This window comes from Limnohabitans sp. DM1 (assembly GCF_001269385.1).
GTDB lineage: Bacteria > Pseudomonadota > Gammaproteobacteria > Burkholderiales > Burkholderiaceae_C > Limnohabitans_A.
In genome coordinates this window covers 83,406-101,411 of sequence record NZ_CXOO01000026.1, presented here as the reverse complement: position 1 = coordinate 101,411, position 18,006 = coordinate 83,406, and the positions used below count along the sequence as shown (strand labels likewise).

The 18,006-nt window shown below is 57.4% G+C and carries 15 protein-coding genes; 9 read left to right on the top strand and 6 right to left on the bottom strand.

Annotated elements, in window-relative coordinates:
- Positions 1-1,188, top strand: a complete 1,188-nt coding sequence (locus AMM33_RS10335; protein ID WP_228768068.1) for a hypothetical protein — start codon at positions 1-3, stop codon at positions 1,186-1,188.
- Positions 1,189-1,239: 51 nt separating this feature from the next.
- Here the strand turns inward: AMM33_RS10335 and AMM33_RS10330 are convergent, their stop codons facing one another.
- A complete protein-coding gene (locus AMM33_RS10330; protein WP_194945372.1) occupies positions 1,240-1,770 on the bottom strand; it encodes an HdeD family acid-resistance protein in 531 nt (176 codons plus the stop codon).
- Between the two features lie 221 nt (positions 1,771-1,991).
- Between AMM33_RS10330 and AMM33_RS10325 the strand changes: the two genes are divergently transcribed.
- Positions 1,992-3,074, top strand: coding sequence for a PA0069 family radical SAM protein (locus tag AMM33_RS10325; protein WP_090141031.1), 1,083 nt, complete (start codon positions 1,992-1,994; stop codon positions 3,072-3,074).
- A 58-nt stretch (positions 3,075-3,132) separates the two neighbouring features.
- Entirely contained in the window at positions 3,133-3,558 is a 426-nt protein-coding gene (locus AMM33_RS10320; RefSeq protein ID WP_090141309.1) for an SRPBCC domain-containing protein, read from the top strand.
- Here AMM33_RS10320 and AMM33_RS10315 read toward each other — a convergent pair.
- From AMM33_RS10315 to AMM33_RS10295, 5 genes are all read right to left on the bottom strand, one after another.
- On the bottom strand, positions 3,551-3,784 hold the full coding sequence (locus AMM33_RS10315) for an oxidoreductase-like domain-containing protein (protein ID WP_090141029.1): 234 nt from the start codon (positions 3,782-3,784) through the stop codon (positions 3,551-3,553). The two genes, AMM33_RS10320 and AMM33_RS10315, sit on opposite strands and share 8 nt — an antisense overlap.
- A 922-nt stretch (positions 3,785-4,706) precedes the next feature.
- Complete coding sequence (gene guaD, locus AMM33_RS10310; protein ID WP_090141307.1) at positions 4,707-6,041, bottom strand: guanine deaminase; 1,335 nt, start codon at positions 6,039-6,041, stop codon at positions 4,707-4,709.
- A gap of 226 nt (positions 6,042-6,267) precedes the next feature.
- The gene (xdhB, locus tag AMM33_RS10305) at positions 6,268-8,559 is read right to left on the bottom strand and encodes a xanthine dehydrogenase molybdopterin binding subunit (RefSeq protein ID WP_090141027.1); all 2,292 of its coding nucleotides are present in this window, start codon (positions 8,557-8,559) and stop codon (positions 6,268-6,270) included.
- Positions 8,556-10,028 (bottom strand): xanthine dehydrogenase small subunit, encoded by a 1,473-nt coding sequence (gene xdhA, locus AMM33_RS10300; protein ID WP_090141305.1) that lies wholly within the window; start codon positions 10,026-10,028, stop codon positions 8,556-8,558. The genes xdhB and xdhA overlap by 4 nt, the downstream gene beginning before the upstream one ends.
- A gap of 140 nt (positions 10,029-10,168) precedes the next feature.
- Complete coding sequence (locus AMM33_RS10295) at positions 10,169-11,050, bottom strand: LysR family transcriptional regulator (protein ID WP_090141025.1); 882 nt, start codon at positions 11,048-11,050, stop codon at positions 10,169-10,171.
- A gap of 120 nt (positions 11,051-11,170) precedes the next feature.
- Between AMM33_RS10295 and AMM33_RS10290 the strand changes: the two genes are divergently transcribed.
- From AMM33_RS10290 to AMM33_RS10265, 6 genes are all read left to right on the top strand, one after another.
- On the top strand, positions 11,171-12,187 hold the full coding sequence (locus AMM33_RS10290; RefSeq protein ID WP_090141023.1) for a BMP family lipoprotein: 1,017 nt from the start codon (positions 11,171-11,173) through the stop codon (positions 12,185-12,187).
- 110 nt (positions 12,188-12,297) lie between these two features.
- Entirely contained in the window at positions 12,298-13,848 is a 1,551-nt protein-coding gene (locus AMM33_RS10285) for an ABC transporter ATP-binding protein (protein ID WP_194945371.1), read from the top strand.
- Positions 13,845-14,966 (top strand): ABC transporter permease, encoded by a 1,122-nt coding sequence (locus tag AMM33_RS10280; protein WP_090141021.1) that lies wholly within the window; start codon positions 13,845-13,847, stop codon positions 14,964-14,966. The genes AMM33_RS10285 and AMM33_RS10280 overlap by 4 nt, the downstream gene beginning before the upstream one ends.
- Positions 14,967-14,975: 9 nt before the next feature.
- Positions 14,976-15,938: an ABC transporter permease gene (locus AMM33_RS10275; protein ID WP_090141019.1), complete on the top strand. Its 963-nt coding sequence runs from the start codon at positions 14,976-14,978 to the stop codon at positions 15,936-15,938.
- An 11-nt stretch (positions 15,939-15,949) separates the two neighbouring features.
- Positions 15,950-16,792 carry a xanthosine phosphorylase gene (gene xapA, locus AMM33_RS10270; protein ID WP_090141017.1) on the top strand — a complete coding sequence of 281 codons (843 nt, stop codon included), beginning with the start codon at positions 15,950-15,952 and terminating at the stop codon, positions 16,790-16,792.
- Positions 16,789-17,979 carry a phosphopentomutase gene (locus AMM33_RS10265; RefSeq protein ID WP_090141016.1) on the top strand — a complete coding sequence of 397 codons (1,191 nt, stop codon included), beginning with the start codon at positions 16,789-16,791 and terminating at the stop codon, positions 17,977-17,979. Before xapA ends, AMM33_RS10265 begins: the two co-directional genes overlap by 4 nt.
- Positions 17,980-18,006 lie beyond the last annotated feature (27 nt).

The window sequence follows — 18,006 nt, the reverse complement described above, 5'->3', positions numbered from 1 at the left end:
GTGACGGCGTGGCACATCGAGATGCGTGGCAAGCACAAGCGCACGCGGCAAAGTTTTCAAAACTTCGTGACCTTGCCAGCCCTGCGGCCGGCGCAGCTGGCGGTGCTGCAGCGCTGGCTCAAGTCGCATGCGCAAGAGCGGGCCTGGCAAAGCCTGCTGGATGCAGCGGGCATGGACGCACTGGACAGGGTGGATGACTTGCGTGACGGCTTGTTGGCAGCCGGGGCGCTGGCGGTCAAGGAAGAATTCAAGTCGGGCCAATGGCGTGTGTCCAGGATCGTGTGGCGTGATTTGCCCGCCGTGCAGCAAGCCGCAGGCGTGACCACGGCCGCCCAACACGCCGCCCAGCGTGATGACCTGGCTGCGCAGTGGCGGGCACTGGCCGATGAACACCCTTGGCTGGCCGCTGCCGCCCAGGCCGCAGCCCAAGGCAACGCCACTGTGCAAGCCCAGCGCCTGCCCCTGTTGCTGGCGCTGCTGGAGTGGCAGCAGGCCCAACGCACCGGGCTTCGGCAAGACTTCGCCTTGGCGGCGCGCGGCCACACCAAGGGCATCACGGCCTCCGAATGGGAATGGCTGGACGCGCACCTGTCGCTTGAAAACCTGGGCATTGGCCGATTTGAGCCTTTGTTGTGGCTGGCCGGCTCATTGGGACTGCAGAAAAAAAGCACGGAAACACAAAGCGTTCAGGTGCTGGCCTTGCAGCACATGGGCTTTGTGGGCGTGCCCTGCCGCCAATGGGCCGCCCCCTGGTCGGTCTGTCAGGCGCCCAAGCGTTATTGGCTGGTGGAAAACCGCGCCAGTTTCGAACGTCAGGCGGCGCAGCTGCCAGCGGGGGTGTGCCTGGTCTGGCTGCCCGGAAGACCCTCTGATGCATGGCTGCAGGCCATGCGCTGGTTGCTGTCGCAGGCGCCTGCACCCGCAGCCATCAGCTGCGATCCTGATCCAGCGGGCATTCAGATCGCTTTGACAGCCGGGCAGCTGTGGGTCGATGCGGGCCTGAGTTGGACGCCCGAAAAAATGTCACCCGATGTCTGGAAGGACGGCATCACGCGTGCGTTGAATGACTACGACCGGCGGGTGTTGGCTCAGTTGCAAGAGGCCGCCCATTTGCCTACGGCTTTGGCCGATTTACGCGATTTCATGCGTGACTCGGGCGTGAAGGCCGAGCAGGAAGGATGGGTTTGAAGGATTCCCATCCTTTGAATGTTGTGCAGCTTTTTGTGAGCTGCACTGCTTTCAGGCCGTGGACGATTTCAAATTCAGTGTCAGGAGTCTGCTCAAGGCCAACAAATTGATGCCAATGGAGATGAGTTCTACGGCCAACAAAATTCCCAAAATGGTCATGGCTGATTCTGGGTAATTGCTGAAAATCAAAATCGCCAAAAGTATGGACAGGACTGCTGAAAGCAAAATGCCCCAAAAATAAGGAGTCCCTTTGAAGCGCAAAGCCAGGTAGGCCTTCAGCAAGCCTTCCACCAGAATGAAGACCGCCACAATCATGGTCAGGGTCAAGGCACCAACGACAGGGCGGTAGACCAAATACATGCCCAGGAAAAAACACAGTGCCCCCAGAAGTCCCAGACTCCAGCGGTTGTCTGCGGCTTTCTGCTTGAAAGCAGAAACCATTTGCCCAATCCCCACCAGCATGAGCGACCAAGCAACGATCATTTCAGCGGCAATCGTGGAGGCCACGGGGTTCAACAGTGCAAGGAAACCCAGCACCAATGAGACAACGCCCAACCACATCAAATAATTTGAATTCACCATGGTCGATTGATCCTGTGTTGAACTTTCATGTGGCGGGTTGCCCATCCATGTGATGACCATGAAAGTGCGGCCATTGTGGTGTGAGACGGGGTCATTGACAAACTGATCAATGGGCAGGGTTGATCAAAATCAGTCGGTACTGTGGTCCTGTTCACACATGGGGCATATGACCGTCGGTTTGGAGTTCTGCTGCTCCCCTGAATGCTGTATAAATACACAGCATGCAAGCAACCCCCATCACCGTCCCCATCAGCCAGATCAAAGGCCGTGGCAGCGCCACGCGCCTGGCGCATCGCTTTGAACGCGATGCCCGTGAGCCCTTTGATGACGGCTGGGCGGCCGAACCCGAAGAGGCCACGCGCATCGCCACCACCTGGACCTGGGAAGAGGCCAAAAGCGCCATCAGCCGAAACACCTCACCCGACATCGGCTTTGACCGCTCAATCAACCCCTACCGGGGCTGCGAGCACGGTTGCAGCTATTGCTATGCCCGCCCATCGCACAGCTACTTGGGCCTGTCGCCCGGGCTGGATTTCGAGACCCGGCTCATCGCCAAGCGGGGGCTGAAAGAACGCTTGATTCATGAGCTGGCCAGCCCGCGTTACAAGCCCGGCATGATGGCGCTGGGCACCATCACCGACGCTTACCAGCCGCTGGACCGTGAACTGCGCCTGAGCCGCGAAGTGCTGCAGGTGCTGCATGACTGCCATCACCCCATGTCGGTGGTCACCAAGGGCAGCGGCATTGAGCGTGACATTGACTTGCTCGCGCCCATGGCGGCACGCGGGCAGGCAGGCGTGTATGTCAGCGTGACCACCCTCGACGCCGACCTGGCCCGTCGCATGGAGCCCCGCGCTGCCGCACCCTGGCGGCGCTTGCGCACCATCCGCACGCTGGCCGATGCGGGCATCCCGGTGGGTGTGAGCGTGTCGCCGCAAATCCCCTTCATCAACGACGACATGGAGCAGGTGCTTGAAGCCGCTCGCGACGCCGGAGCCACCAGCGCGTTTTATGTGGTGCTGCGCCTGCCCTGGGAGCTGGCACCGCTGTTTCGGCAATGGCTGGACCTGCATTACCCCGACCGCGCCGCGCGCGTCATGGCCCGCATGCACGACCTGCACGGCGGCAAGGACTACGACGCCAGCTTTGCCACGCGCCGCAGCGGCCAGGGTATCTGGGCTGATTTGATCGCCCAGCGCTTTGCCAAGGCCTGCAGGCGCTTGGGCCTGAACCGCATGCGCCGCGACTGGAATGTGGATGGATTCAGGCCACCGTCAACGGTGGGGCAGATGGGTTTGTTTTGAGGGGCTCGCTCAAGTGCTTGTGGTTTACTCGGACAAACACCTGCAAAGCATTCTTTTCATGAGCACATTCCAAAACAGTCGGCATTTCGTTTTCACGCCTCAAGCCATTTTTGCCGCCATCCAGGCCCCTGAGCGGTTGGCCCGTTGGTGGGGGCCTAACGGGTTCAGCAACGCATTTGAGGTTTTTGAGTTTCGTACGGGCGGGCATTGGGTGTTTGACATGGTCGGACCCGACGGCACGCGTTATGCCAACACCTCGGTGTTTGCCCACATTGAACCCGACCGTCAGGTGGTGATCGACCACACCTGCGCGCCTTTGTTCAGGCTCACCATCACGCTCACGCCCGAGGGCGATGGCACGCGCGTGGACTGGCTTCAGGTGTTTGACGATGCTGCGTTCGCACAAGCCATGAAACACATTTTGGAGCCTGCCAACGCGCAGAACCTGGACCGCTTGGGCTTGGAGTTGGCGCGGGTCAATTGAGCAAAGCGCCCGCGTCTTCGTACCAGAACATCAGCGCGGCGTCGTAGCTTTCCCACACACAACCATTGCAGCCTCGCCCACAGCACGAGGTGGGCTCGGGGGGCGGTTCCCTGAAGTCGTGTCCAGCCGCTTGCAGACGCTCCTGAAATTGCGCAATGCCTCGGCGCACGGATGCGCGCTGGGCCTCGTTGGGGTCGATGATGGGGTGTTCTTCATTCGAGGTCATGCCGTATTGTCGATCAGCTCTTGCAGGGTTTTTTGTAGATCGGCGGTCGCAGACCCCAACTGTGGGTTTTCGTAGGTCGGTGGTCGAAGACCCCGACATGGGCCTGCTGAAGCCCGCAATAGTTGAATCAATATAGCGCCCAAGCGCGCAAACGTCGGACTCTTCGAGTACCGACCTACAGGGCAAGGCCTGTGGGTTTTCGTAGGTCGGCGGTCGAAGACCCCGCACTGACCTTTGAGCCAGGGCTCCCGATTTGGTTTCGGCTGAGGTGCTTGAGCCAGCAACGTCGGACTCTTCGAGTACCGACCTACGGAGCAGCCCGATCTTTCGTAGGTCGGCGGTCGAAGACCCCGACACTGAGCTTTGAGTCAGGGCTCCCGATTTGGTTTCGGCCGAGGTGCTTGAGCCAGCAACGTCGGACTCTTCGAGTACCGACCTACGGAACAGCGTGGCTCCCCGTAGGTCGGTGGTCGAAGACCCCGACTTTGACCCTTGAGTCAGGGCTCCCGATTTGGTTTCGGCCGAGGTGCTTGAGCCAGCAACGTCGGACTCTTTGAGTACCGACCTACAGGACAGCGTGGCTCCCCGTAGGTCGGCGGTCGAAGACCCCGACATTGACCCCAGAGCCTGGCCTCCTGATTTGGTTTCGGCTGAGGTGCTTGAGCCAGCAACGTCGGACTCTTTGAGTACCGACCTACAGGACAGCGTGGCTCCCCGTCCCGTAGGTCGGCGGTCGAAGACCCCGACATTGACCCCAGAGCCTGGCCTCCTGATTTGGTTTCGGCTGAGGTGCTTGAGCCAGCAACGTCGGACTCTTCGAGTACCGACCTACAGGACAGCGTGGCTCCCTGTAGGTCGGCACCGTCCGGTCCGACGCTTGGACGCTTCGGCGCAGGCCCATGTCGACTCTGTTGACGTCGACCTACTCGTTGATGTTGATTGGCTGCCCCTGCACCACGGTGTGCGCAATCAAGCGCTCATCGCCCAGCACGATCATCGCGAACAGCCATTCGGCCAGGGTCTCGGTTTGCGCCGTGCGCCGGGCCAGCAGGGGCGTGGCTTGGGGGTTGATCACCACAAAGTCGGCTTCGCAGCCGGGCAGCAGGTTGCCGACTTTTCCGCCCAGGTCCAGCGCGGCCGCGGCACCTGCTGTGTGTTGCCACCACAGGTGTTCGGGTGCCAGGCTGATGCCCGGACGGCCCACACTTTGCCGGGCCACGGTGTAGGCCGCGTGCATGGTGTGGAAGGGGCTGAAGCTGGTGCCGCCGCCCACATCGCTGGCGAGGCCGTAGCGCAGACCGGCTGCGTCCGAGGCGGTGTAGTCGAAGAATCCACTGCCCAGAAACAGGTTGCTGGTGGGGCTGACGGCGGCTGTTGCGCCCACTTCTGCCATGCGTCTGCGGTCGGTGTCGTCCAGGTAAATGCAGTGCGCATACACCGAGCGCTGGCGTAGCAGGCCTGCGCGGTCGTACACATCCAGATAACTGCGCGCCTCGGGAAAAAGTTCGTGCACCCAGCGGATTTCGTCGAGGTTTTCGGCCACATGCGACTGGATCCACACATCCGGAAACTGCTGCGCGATCTCGCCTGCGCCATGCAGTTGCTCGCGGGTGCTGGTGGGCGCAAAGCGGGGGGTGATGGCATAGCCCAGGCGATCCACGCCGTGCCAGCGGCGGATCAACTCTTCGGTCTGGCGCAGGCTCAAGGCGGTGTCGGTGTCGCGCAGGCCGTTGGGGCTGTGGCGGTCTTGAAGCACCTTGCCGGTGATCATGCGCAGGTGGCGCTTTTGCGCCTCGGCCATGAACACATCCACCGACTCGGGGTGGGCGGTGGCAAAGCAAAGCGCGGTCGTCACGCCGTGGCGCACCAGCTCGTCCATGAAAAATGCGGTCACTTCATGGGCGTAGGCAGGCTCTGAAAAATGCTTTTCGTGCGGGAAGGTGTAGTGCTCCAGCCAAGGCAGCAGGCCATCGGCGGGCGAGCCGATCACATCGGTTTGGGGGTAATGGATGTGCAAATCGACAAAGCCAGGCGCGATGCACAGGCCTGGCCAGTGGGTCACAGGCAGGTCGGGGTAGTGCGGGGCGAGATCGCGGTAAGAGCCGATGGCCTGAATGCGCACGATGCCATCGGCTTCGCGGGCTGTGACCAGCAGGCCATCGGTTTCGTGCTGGGCTTGCGCCTGGGTCGAGTCAGGAAACCACAGCAGGCCTGCGCGCCAGCCTTGGCATTCGGTCGGTTGGGGGGCGTGTTGCATGGGCAGGCTCGTGATCAAAACAGGTAAAAAAAAGGTTTGCAAAATTGGATGGGGATGTGACCTCAACGAACCTGTAGGAGCCCACCCCGTGGGCGATGGTTTTTGGGGCGTGTCCCAAGTCCATCGCCCACAGGGTGGGCTCCTACATCAAGGCGCGCCATTGACCTTTCGCTTAACCCCCCCAAAGGGCTGGGGGAGTCAAAGAATGATGTCCGTTCAGCGACTGTCATGGGGCAAGGATAGCGTTCAGCACGCGCTCGGGTGTGGCAGGGGTGTCGAGGTGGATGGGCGTGCGGCCAGGGCGCGTGGCGCCGATGGCGTCGCGCAGGGCCTCGAACACACTGATGGCCAGCATGAAGGGCGGCTCGCCCACGGCTTTGCTGCCGCCCACGTTGTCCTCGCGGTTGGCCTCGTGCCACAGGTCGATGTTGAGTTGCGCGGGCATGTCGGCGGCGGTGGGGATTTTGTAGGTGCTGGCGCCCTTGGTGAGCAGCTCGCCTTGGGCGTTCCAGACCAGCTCTTCGGTGGTGAGCCAGCCCAGGCCTTGGGCGAAGCCGCCTTCGATCTGGCCGATGTCGATCTCGGGGTGCAGCGAATGCCCCACGTCGTGCAGGATGTCGGTGCGCAGCACGCGGTACTCGCCTGTCAAGGTGTCGATGGCCACCTCGCTGCAGGCCGCGCCGTAGGCGAAGTAATAAAACGGCCGGCCGGTCAGGGTGGTGCGGTCGTAGTGGATTTTGGGTGTGGCGTAAAAGCCGTCGCTCCACAGCTGCACGCGCTGGCCGTAGGCGTATTGAACGGCTTCGGTGAAGCTGCGCTGGCGCACGGGGGTGATGACCTGCCCGCCTTCAAAACGCACGGTATCAGCGCTGCAAGCATCGGCCTTGGCGATGCAGGCGGCGATGTTTTGGCGCACCTGCAGCGCGGCGTTTTCGGCGGCGCGGCCATTGAGGTCGGTGCCGCTGGACGCAGCCGTGGCGCTGGCGTTGGCCACTTGGTCGGTGTCGCTGGCGCTGGCCTGCACTTGAGCGGCGGGCAGGCCCAGCACGCGGGCCACCAAGCCACACACCTTGGTGTGCAGGCCCTGGCCCATTTCGGTGCCGCCGTGGTTCACGCGCACGCTGCCGTCGGTGTAGACCGAAACCACCGCCCCCGCTTGGTTGAACTGCGTGGCGGTGAAGCTGATGCCGAACTTGACCGGGGTGAGGGCCAGGCCTTTTTTGATCACGCTGTGCTGGGCGTTCCAATCGCTGATGGCTTGGCGGCGTGCGCGGTAATCGCAGCGCTCGGCCAGTTGCGTCATCAGCGGGTGCAGGATGTTGTCTTCGACCTTCATGCCGTAAGGCGTGGTGTCGCGCTCCCCCACACCGTACAGGTTGGCCAAGCGCACATCGAGCGCGTCCACGCCGAGGTGGCGGGCGATGTCCCCCATGACGGTCTCGATGAGCAGCACACCTTGCGGCCCGCCAAAGCCGCGAAACGCGGTGTGGCTTTGGGTGTGGGTTTTGCAGCGCTGCGAAGTGATGTGAAGGTCGCTCAGGTAGTAGGCGTTGTCGGTGTGGAAGATCGCGCGGTCGGCCACCGGGCCGCTCAGGTCGGCGCTGTGGCCGCAGTGGACCAACTGCACCGAATCCAAACCCAGCACGCGGCCATCTGCATCAAAGCCCACTTGCCAGTCGTGGCTGAAGGGGTGACGTTTGCCGGTGATCAGGATGTCGTCGCCCCGGTCCAGCCGCATCTTGACCGGTCGACCGAACTTGTGCGCGGCCAGCGCGGCCCACACGGCCAAATGCCCGGCCTGAGTTTCTTTGCCGCCAAAGCCGCCGCCCATGCGCCGGCACACCACCCGCACCTGCGACAGCGGGATGTGCAGCGCGTGCGCCACCCAGTGCTGCACTTCGCCGGGGTGCTGCGTGCCGCTGTGTATCAGCCATTGACCGTTGTCTTGCGGAATCGCATAGGCGATCTGGCTTTCCAAATAAAAGTGTTCTTGCCCACCGATCTCCAACGAGCCTTGCAAGCGGTGCGGGGCTTGGGCCAGCCCCTGCGCTGCATCGCCGCGTTGCACCGTGACTTGGGGCAGCACAAAGCTGCCCGCTTGTTGGGCCTCTCGTGCATGCAGCAAGGGCGTGGCTTGTGTGGTTTGCAGCCGCATTTGGCGGGCGGCTTGCCGTGCTTGCGTGTGGCTGTGCCCCACCACCAAGCCCATCACCTGGCCCACATGCATGAGCTGCGGCCCGGCAAAAATGGTTTCGTCGTGCACAAAGGTCGCCAGCAGTGGGTCACCGGGAATGTCTTGCGTGGTGACCACCCCTGCCACGCCGGGCGCGGCCAACACCGCCTCTAGGTCCATGTCGATCAGCTGCGCATTGGCCACCGGGCTCATCAGCGGGGCGGCGTGCAGCGTGCCCTCCATCAGCGGCAGGTCGTCGATGTAGCTGGCGCGGCCTTGCACCTGCGCGGTGGCGCTTTCGTGGAAGCGGTGGGTGCTGCTTTGGGTGTTGGATGGCGTGTTCATGCGAGTGCCTCCAGTCGAATGGTCTTGTACCCTGTGCTCTCCAGCCAGGCGCGGCGCAGCAGTTGGCCCAAGATGGTTCTGCGGTAATCGGCGCTGGCGCGCAAATCGCTGAGCGGTGAAAACTCTTGTGCGATGGCTTGTTGTGCCGCTGCCAGAGTGGTTTCGTTCCAAGGCTGGCCGATCAGCGCGGCCTCGGTCTGCACCGCCCGTGCGGGCGTGGCGGCCACACCGCCTGCGCCGATGCGGGCTGTGGTGATGTGACCATCTTGCACATGCAGCTGCACCGCCAAGCACACGGCCGAGATGTCGTCTTCTTGCCGTTTGGACACCTTGTAAGCGCCCAGCCATTCGCCGGGGGCAGGGCGGGGCACCACCACCCAGGCCAGTACCTCGTCGGCGGCCAGCAGGCTTTGGCGGTAGCCGGTGTAGAACCGGTCCAGCGGCACATGGCGGTGCACGACTTTTCCCTTTCGGTGGGCCATGAGCACCACCTGCGCACCCAGCGCGATCAAGAGCGGCATGCTGTCGCCAATCGGCGAGCCGTTGGCCACGTTGCCGCCCAGCGTGCCCGACTGGCGCACCGGCCAGCCCGCGAAGCGCTCGCCAAAGGGCGCGACCACTGGCCGGTCAACGGCCAGCGCCTCAAACGCGTCTTGCAAATTCACCGCCGCGCCAATGGCGATGTGTTGCGGGTAGCGCTCCACCCGTCGCAGCTCAGCCACGCGGGTCAGGTCAATGATTTGCGGCAGGCGGCGCAGGCCCTGCGTGATCCACAGCCCGGCGTCGGTGGCCCCGGCGATCAGCTGCGCTTGCGGGTGCTGGGCGCGGGCTTGCAGCAAAGCGGGCAGGGTGATTGGGCGCAGGTAATCGCCATCGGTTTGGGGGGTGGCCGCCAGCTGGTGCAGCGCCGCCACGATGGGCTTCTCATCCACGGCCTGCGCGGCATCGGCCTGCAAGCTGCAAGCGGCCTGCACGATGGGCCGGTAGCCGGTGCAGCGGCACAGGTTGCCCGACAGAGCTTCGTGGGCGCTGTGGCTGTCGACGGCCTGGCCCTGCGCCACCGTGCGCTGGTAAAGCGCAAACAGGCTCATCACAAAACCGGGCGTGCAAAAGCCGCATTGCGAGCCGTGACACGCCACCATGGCTTGCTGCACCGGGTGCAGCGTGCCGTCGCTCTGGGCCAGATCAGCGGCCGTCCACAAGGCCATGCCATCAATGGCCTGTGCAGGCTTGATGCAACTGTTGACGGCGCGGTAATGCAAGCACCCGTCCACCGCCTCGGCCACCACCACGGTGCAGGCCCCGCAGTCGCCTGCGGCACAGCCCTCTTTGGTGGCGGTGAGGCGCAGGTCCTCGCGCAGGAGGTCGAGCAGGGTGCGGTCTGGGGGTATGTGATGGCGCTCAACCACCGCATCGCGGTGCCAAAAGCGCAGAGGTGTTTCAAAATTCGGGTGATGAAGGTTATTCATGAGCATGGTCCATAGCGTGCCGCATGCTAGTGCAAACCCTCTTGGGGAGTATGCAAAATTTCAGATATAGATTATTGAGTTTGAGGCATGGTCTGCAGTGTCTATAAACGATTTGGATGCCAAAGATTGTTGTTGCGTGCTCAACGCTTTTTGATCATCTGTACAAACTTGTTCACGACCGGCGACAGTTCATCTTTTCTGTAAAAAAGATACAGATCAGCTGAAGGCGCATTTTTATGGAGCCGTAGAAATTTCACTTTAGGCCATCTGATTTTGGAAAGTGATTGAGGCAAAAGCGTGATGCCCATCCCAGCACTCACCATGGCCAGTAAGGTTTGCGGTTCATTGGCATGTTGAAAAATATGTGGCTCAAAACCCTGTTTTAGGCAACAGCGGTTGAGATAGGCAGCGAAGTCAGAATAGGCGGTGTGCATGCTCAAAAAATTTTCGTTGGCCAAGTCCGACAGTTGAAGTCGTGACTTCTGACAAAGCGGATGGTCGTTGTTGACAGCCACATGAACCTCTTCTTGGGAGACCAGCACGCTTTCGAAGTGAGGGGCTTTGGTGTCTACGCCGCGCCAAAAGCCAATGTCTATCCGCTTGTCTTCCAATGCGGAAATTTGTCCTGATGGATTCAGTTCCTGGAGACCCCAAGCAACTTCCGGATAGCTTTGCGTGAAACGCTGTATCAAGTTGGGAAAGTCTCCCCACATGGCCGAACCAATGATGCCTATTTGTAGTCGTCCCAACTCGCCGCGTCCGATTTGTTGCACGGTATCTACAGCTTGCACCATACGTGACATGACTGCTTTGGCTTCTTGCGCGAGAGCTTGACCTGCATGGGTGAGTGTCACACCACGTTTGTGACGTTGTAGCAACTGGAAGCCAAGCTCATCTTCAAGTCGCTGTATCTGAAGGCTGAGAGGTGGCTGGCTGATGTGCAGGCGTTCAGCAGCTTTAGAGATGTTCAGCTCTTCAGCAACAGCGACGAAATAGCGCATGGAACGCAGATCAAAAGTCATGGTTTACCCGAATCGTCATAGTTTAAGAATATGAATGATAGACAAAAATAATATTTGTCGTATGGATTGCAGGGGGGCATCATCGACTGAAATTTTCAACCGACCCACAAGGAGACAACTATGAAATCAACTCGTCGCTATCTGATCAGTACGATCACATGTGCATGCATAACTGTTTCGCTGACATCTGTTCAAGCGCAGTCATTTACCCCAGCAGTCATCTTCGACATGGGCGGCAAACATGACAAATCTTTCAACCAGTCTGCGTTCGATGGCGCAGAGCGGTTCAAGAAGGATTTCAATGTGGCATACCTCGAAGCCGAAGTGACTGCAGACAGTCAGCGTGAACAAATTTTCCGCAATTTGATCCGGCGCGGTGCGACGGTGATTTTTGCTACGGGTTTCGCGCAGCGCACCATCGTAGGCAAGCTTGCACCAGAGTTTCCCGACGTCAAATTTGTGCTGGTGAATGTCAAACCAGAAGCTGACTACCCTAATGTTCAGAGTGCCATGTTCCGTGAAGAAGAAGGCTCATTTTTGGCTGGTATTTCCGCCGCGTCTTCGAGTAAGGCATCTAAGGTCGGTTTTGTCGGTGGTATGGACCAGCCGTTGATTCGTCGTTTTGGCTGCGGCTATTCGCAAGGTGCCAAATATTACAACCCCAAAATTGAGGTAATTACCAACATGGTGGGAACGACGCCTGCTGCCTTTAGGGACCCAACACGGGGTGGCGAGTTGGCCATCAGTCAATTTGACCGAGGTGTAGATGTGATTTTTGCTGCTGCTGGCAATACGGGTACGGGTGTTCTGCAAGCCGCTAAGGACAAGGGCCGTTTTGCCATTGGCGTTGATTCCAATCAGAACCACTTGCATCCAGGGACGATGTTGACCTCCATGGTTAAACATGTGGACACGGCTTTGTACGAGGCTTTCAAAATGGTACGTCAACAGCAGTGGAAGTCAGGCGTGGTGACTTACGGTTTGTCCAATAAAGGCATCAGTTTGGCGATGGATGAGCACAATCAAAAATTCATCTCCAAGGAGTTGGCTGCACGCTTGAAAAAAGCAGAAGAAGACATCGTCAGTGGAAAGATCAAGGTACACGATTACGTGACAAACAATGCGTGTCCTGTTTGATGCCTACAAGTGTTTTAACGCTCAGCCGGGCGTGAGCCACTGATCTAAACGTTCCTAAAGGTACTTCTGCTCCACCGATCCTCGCAAGAGGTCGGTGTGCTCATACGACGATGTCCAAAATTGAAAAATACCCTGCCATAGAGTTTGTTGCCATCGACAAACGATTCGGCGCAGTGCACGCCAATGCAGATGTGAATCTGAAAATTCAATCGGGCCATATCCACGGCATTGTGGGTGAAAACGGTGCCGGTAAGTCCACCTTGATGAACATCCTCTATGGGTTTTATGAGGCGGACTCAGGTGAAATCCTTATCGATGGGGAAAAGGTAAAAATCAAAACCAGCCAAGATGCTATAGCGTTAGGCGTTGGCATGGTTCATCAACATTTCATGTTGGTAGACAACTTCACCGTGCTCGAAAATATTTTGCTCGGTCATGAGGCTGGATGGCTTCTGAAAAAAGGCAAGCAAGTTGCCGTGGCCAGGCTTCAAGAAATCAATAACCAATTCAATTTGAGCGTTGATTTCACTGCGCTAACCAGCGATCTTTCCGTAGGGCAGCAGCAACGTGTGGAAATTATCAAGGCTCTTTATCGTGGTGCCGATGTTTTGATACTGGATGAGCCTACGGCGGTCTTGACCCCCAAAGAGGCCGAACAATTGTTTTCCATTCTGGATGTGCTCAAACAGCAAGGCAAAACAATCATATTGATCACACACAAACTCAAAGAAATCATGAGCGTGACGGATGCGGTCACAGTGATGCGCACTGGACGCGTGATTGATACGCTGGTAACGAAAAACACCGATACCGAAAAGCTTGCCGAACTGATGGTGGGCCGGAAAATTGTCAGTCATGAACCGGGACCCCTTTCGCAATCGTTGGGCAAGAAGATTTTGCATATCCACAATTTAGGTGTCCGTGATCGCCGTGGCGTGGATCTCTTGAAAGAGATCAGTTTCGATATCGCAGAGGGTGAAATTGTCGGTATTGCCGGTGTGTCTGGTAACGGGCAATCCGAGTTGTTGCAGGTTCTCAGTGGCTTGCGCCGCCCGACCAGTGGGCAAATCAGGCTCAACCAAAAAGACATCACATCATTGCTTGGGAAAGAGGGCTGTGCAAAGCAAATGCGCGCATTGGGCGTGGCACATGTTCCCGAAGATCGGCTGAGGGATGGCGTAGTCAAGACGTTTAGTGTTCATGAAAACGCTGTCCTCGGTTACCACGACGATGAAGATTTGCATCTCGGCTGGCTCAACACATACATGCCACCCAGCAAGAGCGTTCAGCGGGCCGAAGCTTTCATCAAGCAGTTTGACATTCGCCCCACCGTGACAGACATCAAAACCAGTTTGCTGTCTGGCGGTAACCAGCAGAAATTGGTACTGGCCAGGGAAATGGCGAGTGAGCCCGAGTTGTTATTGATCGGCCAGCCGACACGAGGGGTGGATATCGGTGCGATTGAATTTATCCATGAGCAAATCAAAAATTTAAGAGCGAAAGGCAAAGCCATTCTTTTGGTGTCGGTCGAATTAGATGAAATTCTCGCTTTATCAGATCGCATCCTGGTGATGTGTGCAGGAAAGATTGTCGGTAGCACCACCCGATCTGATGCGGATGAGCAAAAAATTGGATTGTGGATGGCAGGAGTTTCAACATGAGCAAGCAAAAATTGCCTCAACGTGCCGCATCAGAGAGTGGATTGGAAAAGCTCATTTTGAGCGTGGCTTTGCCTCTGGTGAATCTTTTGGCTGCCTTGGTGATCTCGGCGATCGTGATCTACATCATTGGTGCCAATCCATGGGATGCAGTCAAGGTCCTTGCGAGAGGGGCATTTGGATCGGCGGATGTGTGGGGCTATACGCTTTATTACACAACCAATTTTATTTTTGCGGGTATGGCGGTAGCCCTTGCATTCCACGCTGGTCTTTTCAATATTGGTGTCGAAGGTCAGGCTTACATGGCGGGCTTGGGTGTGGCCTTGGTCTGTTTAGCCTTTCCAACTTTGCCAGCGCCTTGGATTTGGCTGGTTTCGTTGGCTGTCGCAGCTTTGTTTGGTGCCGCATGGGCATACATACCTGGTTGGCTTCAAGCATACCGTGGCAGCCATGTGGTGGTGACCACCATCATGTTCAACTTCATTGCCAGTGCATTGATGAATTACCTGTTGGTGCGCGTGATGATTGCCCCAGGACAGCAGGCTCCTGAAACAGCAGAATTTTCGTCTGTCACCTGGCTGCCGTATCTGCATGACATCTTGAACTCTCTTGGACTTGGGCGTTGGCCGACAACACCTTTGAACATCAGTACTTTCTTGGCCATGGCCTTGCTGATCCTTTTTTATTGGTTTGTTTGGCGAAGCCGTTGGGGCTTTGTCATACGGACAGTGGGACAAAACGAAGCCGCAGCGCGTTATGCAGGCGTCCACGTCAAAAAAGTCATCGTGTTGGTGATGTGCTTGTCCGGCGCACTGGGTGGAATGATTGCCGTCAATGACATTCAGGGTGTGCATCACCGCTTATTGGTAGGTTTTACAGGCGGAGTTGGTTTTGTCGGAATAGCTGTTGCACTGATGGGACGCAACCATCCTTTCGGGATTCTTCTATCGGCATTCTTATTTGGTGCCCTTGCCCAAGGCGGGACTGAGTTGTCGATGGAGATACCCACCTTGACGCGCGAAATGGTGGTCATTATTGAAGGTTTGATCATCATTTTTTGTGGAGCTTTGGAAAACATGTTTCGCAAACCCGTTATCAAACTTATCCGCGCTCGCACATAAGGCCTCATCATGGATCTGATTTATTCATTGCTGGATTCCACGGTTCGTTTGTCAGTACCTTTGATCTTGGCATCCTTTGCTGGGATATTGGCTGAACGGTCTGGGGTGGTTGATATTGGCCTTGAAGGAAAAATGCTAGCAGCCGCTTTTGCTGCAGCAGCAGTTGCTGCAGTGACAGCCAACCCCTGGCTTGGTGTTTTGGCGGCGATGGTGGTTGCCGTTGCTCTTTCTGCATTGCACGGGCTGTCAGCAATTACATACAGCGGCAATCAAATGGTCTCTGGCATGGCGATCAACATCATCGCGGCAGGTACGACAGCCACATTGGCATCTGCTTGGTTCAATTTAGGAGGACAGACACCTGGTCTTGAAGGTGCAGCGCGATTCCAAGGATTGACTTGGCCCTTTGCTGATGCGATCAGTCAGGTGCCCCTGATAGGGCCTGTTTACACGCGGATGTTGAGCGGTCACAACGTGCTGGTTTACCTCTCTTGGCTGGCTGTTCCTTTGGTTGCTTGGATGTTGTTCAAGACTCGCTTTGGATTGCGTCTGCGTGCCGTGGGTGAAAACCCCCATGCAGCAGATACAGCGGGTATCTCTGTCGCGATCATTCGGTATCAAGCCCTTTTGCTCAATGGTGTTCTGTGTGGTTTGGCAGGTGCCTACTTGTCTACAGCACACGGTAATGCATTCATGCGCGACATGACGGCAGGCAAGGGTTTTCTTGCTTTGGCTGCATTGATTTTTGGAAGGTGGCAGCCATGGCCCACTTTCTGGGCATGCATGTTGTTTGCGTTGACTGACGCTCTTCAGTTTCGATTGCAAGGCGTGGCTTTGCCTGTGATCGGTGAAATTCCTGTTCAGTTCATCCAGATGGCACCGTACATCCTCACGGTGTTGGTGCTGGCCGGATTGGCTGGAAAAGCTGTCGCCCCCAAAGCCGTGGGCGTCCCCTATGTCAAATCACGTTGAAAGTGGAGCAGATGAACAATAACCAACCCTACGAAGCCCTGGAAGTTTTCCGCCGCCTCAAGCCGGATTTCACACCCCGCGTTGCCATGGTTTTGGGCTCAGGTCTGGGTGCCTTGGCGGAGCAAATTGAGAATGCGGTCGTCATACCGTATTCGGAGTTACCGGGCTTCCCGGTTTCAACCGTTCAAGGCCATGCGGGTGAACTGGTCGCCGGGAATCTGGAAGGTCTTCCAGTGGTGTGCATGCGTGGACGTGGCCATTTTTATGAGGGCAAAGGCATGTCCGTGATGACATCCGCTGTCCGAACCTTCAAGTTGATGGGCTGCGAATCCATGTTGCTGACCTGTGCTGCAGGATCTTTGCGTCCAGAAGTTGGGCCGGGTGAACTGGTGGTTCTGAACGACCACATCAACACAATGCCCGGGACACCCCTGGTAGGGCCGAATGACGACCGATTTGGCCCTCGTTTTGTGAGCCTGGCAAATGCCTATGACCGAGATTTACGAGCCAAGCTGAAAACTGCTGCTGAAGAATCCCAGGTTGACTGGCATGAAGGTGTTTATGTGTCATATGGCGGGCCTTGCTTTGAGACAGTGGCTGAGATCAAGATGATGCAGATCATTGGCGGTGATGTTGTGGGTCAATCGATTGTTCCAGAGGTTATTTCAGCACGGCATTGCGGCCTGAAAGTGGCTGCCATTGCCACGATCACCAATTTGGCCGAGGGTTTATCTGATGTTGAACTCTCGCATGAGCAGACTTTGAAATACGCAGCCATTGGCTCCAAAGGACTCACACGTTTGATCCTCAATTACCTCCGTTCTTTGAAAGCCGGTACGGCGGTGACTGCATGAGCCGTGCGATCATTTTGGTGCTGGACTCCCTTGGAGTTGGTGCGGCACCAGATGCTGACAAGTTTGGTGACCAAGGTGCCAATACCTTTGGGCATATAGCGTCTTATCGCTCGGCCAGAGGGCGACCCTTGAGCTTGCCTCATCTTGAACGATTGGGCCTGGGGGCTGCGATGCAATTGGCAACAGGCCTTTGGCCTGATGGTTTGAAGTTGCGTGACGGCTTCAGCGCTGCCTATGGGGCAGCTCAGGAATTATCTGTAGGCAAGGATACGCCCAGCGGCCATTGGGAGATGGCTGGCGTTCCTGTTCTTTCCGATTGGGGATACTTCCGTTCAGCCGCCCAATCTTTTCCTGAAAAGTTCCTTCATGACTGGATGCACGCTTGCCTGCTGCCTGGTGTACTGGGCAACTGTCACGCATCGGGAACTCAGATCATTGAAAAATGGGGCGACCGCCACATGGAGACAGGTGCACCCATTGTGTATACCTCGGCAGACTCTGTTTTTCAGGTGGCTGCACATGAAGATATTGTCCCTGTGAGTCGGTTGTATGAAATCTGCAATACAGCTTTTGAGTTGCTCCGGCCATACAACATTGCGCGTGTGATCGCACGTCCGTTCAGCGGAAGTTCAGGGTCATATCAAAGAACCTCGAATAGAAAAGATATTGCTGTAGCCCCCCCCGGTGTGACGCTGTTGGATCTGGCAGCTTGGGCGGGTCGAAGCGTTTACGCCATCGGAAAAATTGCTGATATTTTTTCAATGAGAGGTATTTCCTCGCATGCAAAAACTGTTGATAACGCCGATGTTTTTAATCGCACTCTGGACGCGCTTGCTGATGCACCAGATGGGTCGATTGTTTTTGCAAACTTCGTTGACTTTGACCAAAACTTTGGTCACCGAAGAGATGTCGAAGGGTACGCCAAAGCGCTTGAATATTTTGATAAGAGATGGCCTGAACTTGAAGCACGACTTGGCGTTGATGATTTGTGCGTATTGACTGCCGATCACGGATGTGATCCAACTTGGCCGGGCACGGACCACACACGCGAATACGTGCCGCAAATTTATTTTGGGAAAAATTTTCGAGCCGGCCCGATTGGTCGTCGCAACAGTTTTGCAGATATAGGTCAAACCCTGTCGGCGCATTTGGGCTTACCTCCTTTGCAGCATGGAGTCGCAATTTGAGCACCGTACACATATCAAGAAATCCTG

Excerpts from the sequence above, each read along its gene's own strand:
- AMM33_RS10280 (WP_090141021.1), top strand. The coding sequence starts at position 13,845 with ATGAGCAAGCAAAAATTGCCTCAACGTGCCGCATCAGAGAGTGGATTG.
- AMM33_RS10265 (WP_090141016.1), top strand. The coding sequence starts at position 16,789 with ATGAGCCGTGCGATCATTTTGGTGCTGGACTCCCTTGGAGTTGGTGCG.
- xdhA (WP_090141305.1), bottom strand. The coding sequence starts at position 10,028 with ATGAATAACCTTCATCACCCGAATTTTGAAACACCTCTGCGCTTTTGG.
- guaD (WP_090141307.1), bottom strand. The coding sequence starts at position 6,041 with ATGCAACACGCCCCCCAACCGACCGAATGCCAAGGCTGGCGCGCAGGC.
- AMM33_RS10320 (WP_090141309.1), top strand. The coding sequence starts at position 3,133 with ATGAGCACATTCCAAAACAGTCGGCATTTCGTTTTCACGCCTCAAGCC.
- AMM33_RS10330 (WP_194945372.1), bottom strand. The coding sequence starts at position 1,770 with ATGGTGAATTCAAATTATTTGATGTGGTTGGGCGTTGTCTCATTGGTG.
- AMM33_RS10315 (WP_090141029.1), bottom strand. The coding sequence starts at position 3,784 with ATGACCTCGAATGAAGAACACCCCATCATCGACCCCAACGAGGCCCAG.
- AMM33_RS10295 (WP_090141025.1), bottom strand. The coding sequence starts at position 11,050 with ATGACTTTTGATCTGCGTTCCATGCGCTATTTCGTCGCTGTTGCTGAA.
- AMM33_RS10325 (WP_090141031.1), top strand. The coding sequence starts at position 1,992 with ATGCAAGCAACCCCCATCACCGTCCCCATCAGCCAGATCAAAGGCCGT.
- AMM33_RS10275 (WP_090141019.1), top strand. The coding sequence starts at position 14,976 with ATGGATCTGATTTATTCATTGCTGGATTCCACGGTTCGTTTGTCAGTA.
- AMM33_RS10290 (WP_090141023.1), top strand. The coding sequence starts at position 11,171 with ATGAAATCAACTCGTCGCTATCTGATCAGTACGATCACATGTGCATGC.
- AMM33_RS10285 (WP_194945371.1), top strand. The coding sequence starts at position 12,298 with ATGTCCAAAATTGAAAAATACCCTGCCATAGAGTTTGTTGCCATCGAC.
- xapA (WP_090141017.1), top strand. The coding sequence starts at position 15,950 with ATGAACAATAACCAACCCTACGAAGCCCTGGAAGTTTTCCGCCGCCTC.
- xdhB (WP_090141027.1), bottom strand. The coding sequence starts at position 8,559 with ATGAACACGCCATCCAACACCCAAAGCAGCACCCACCGCTTCCACGAA.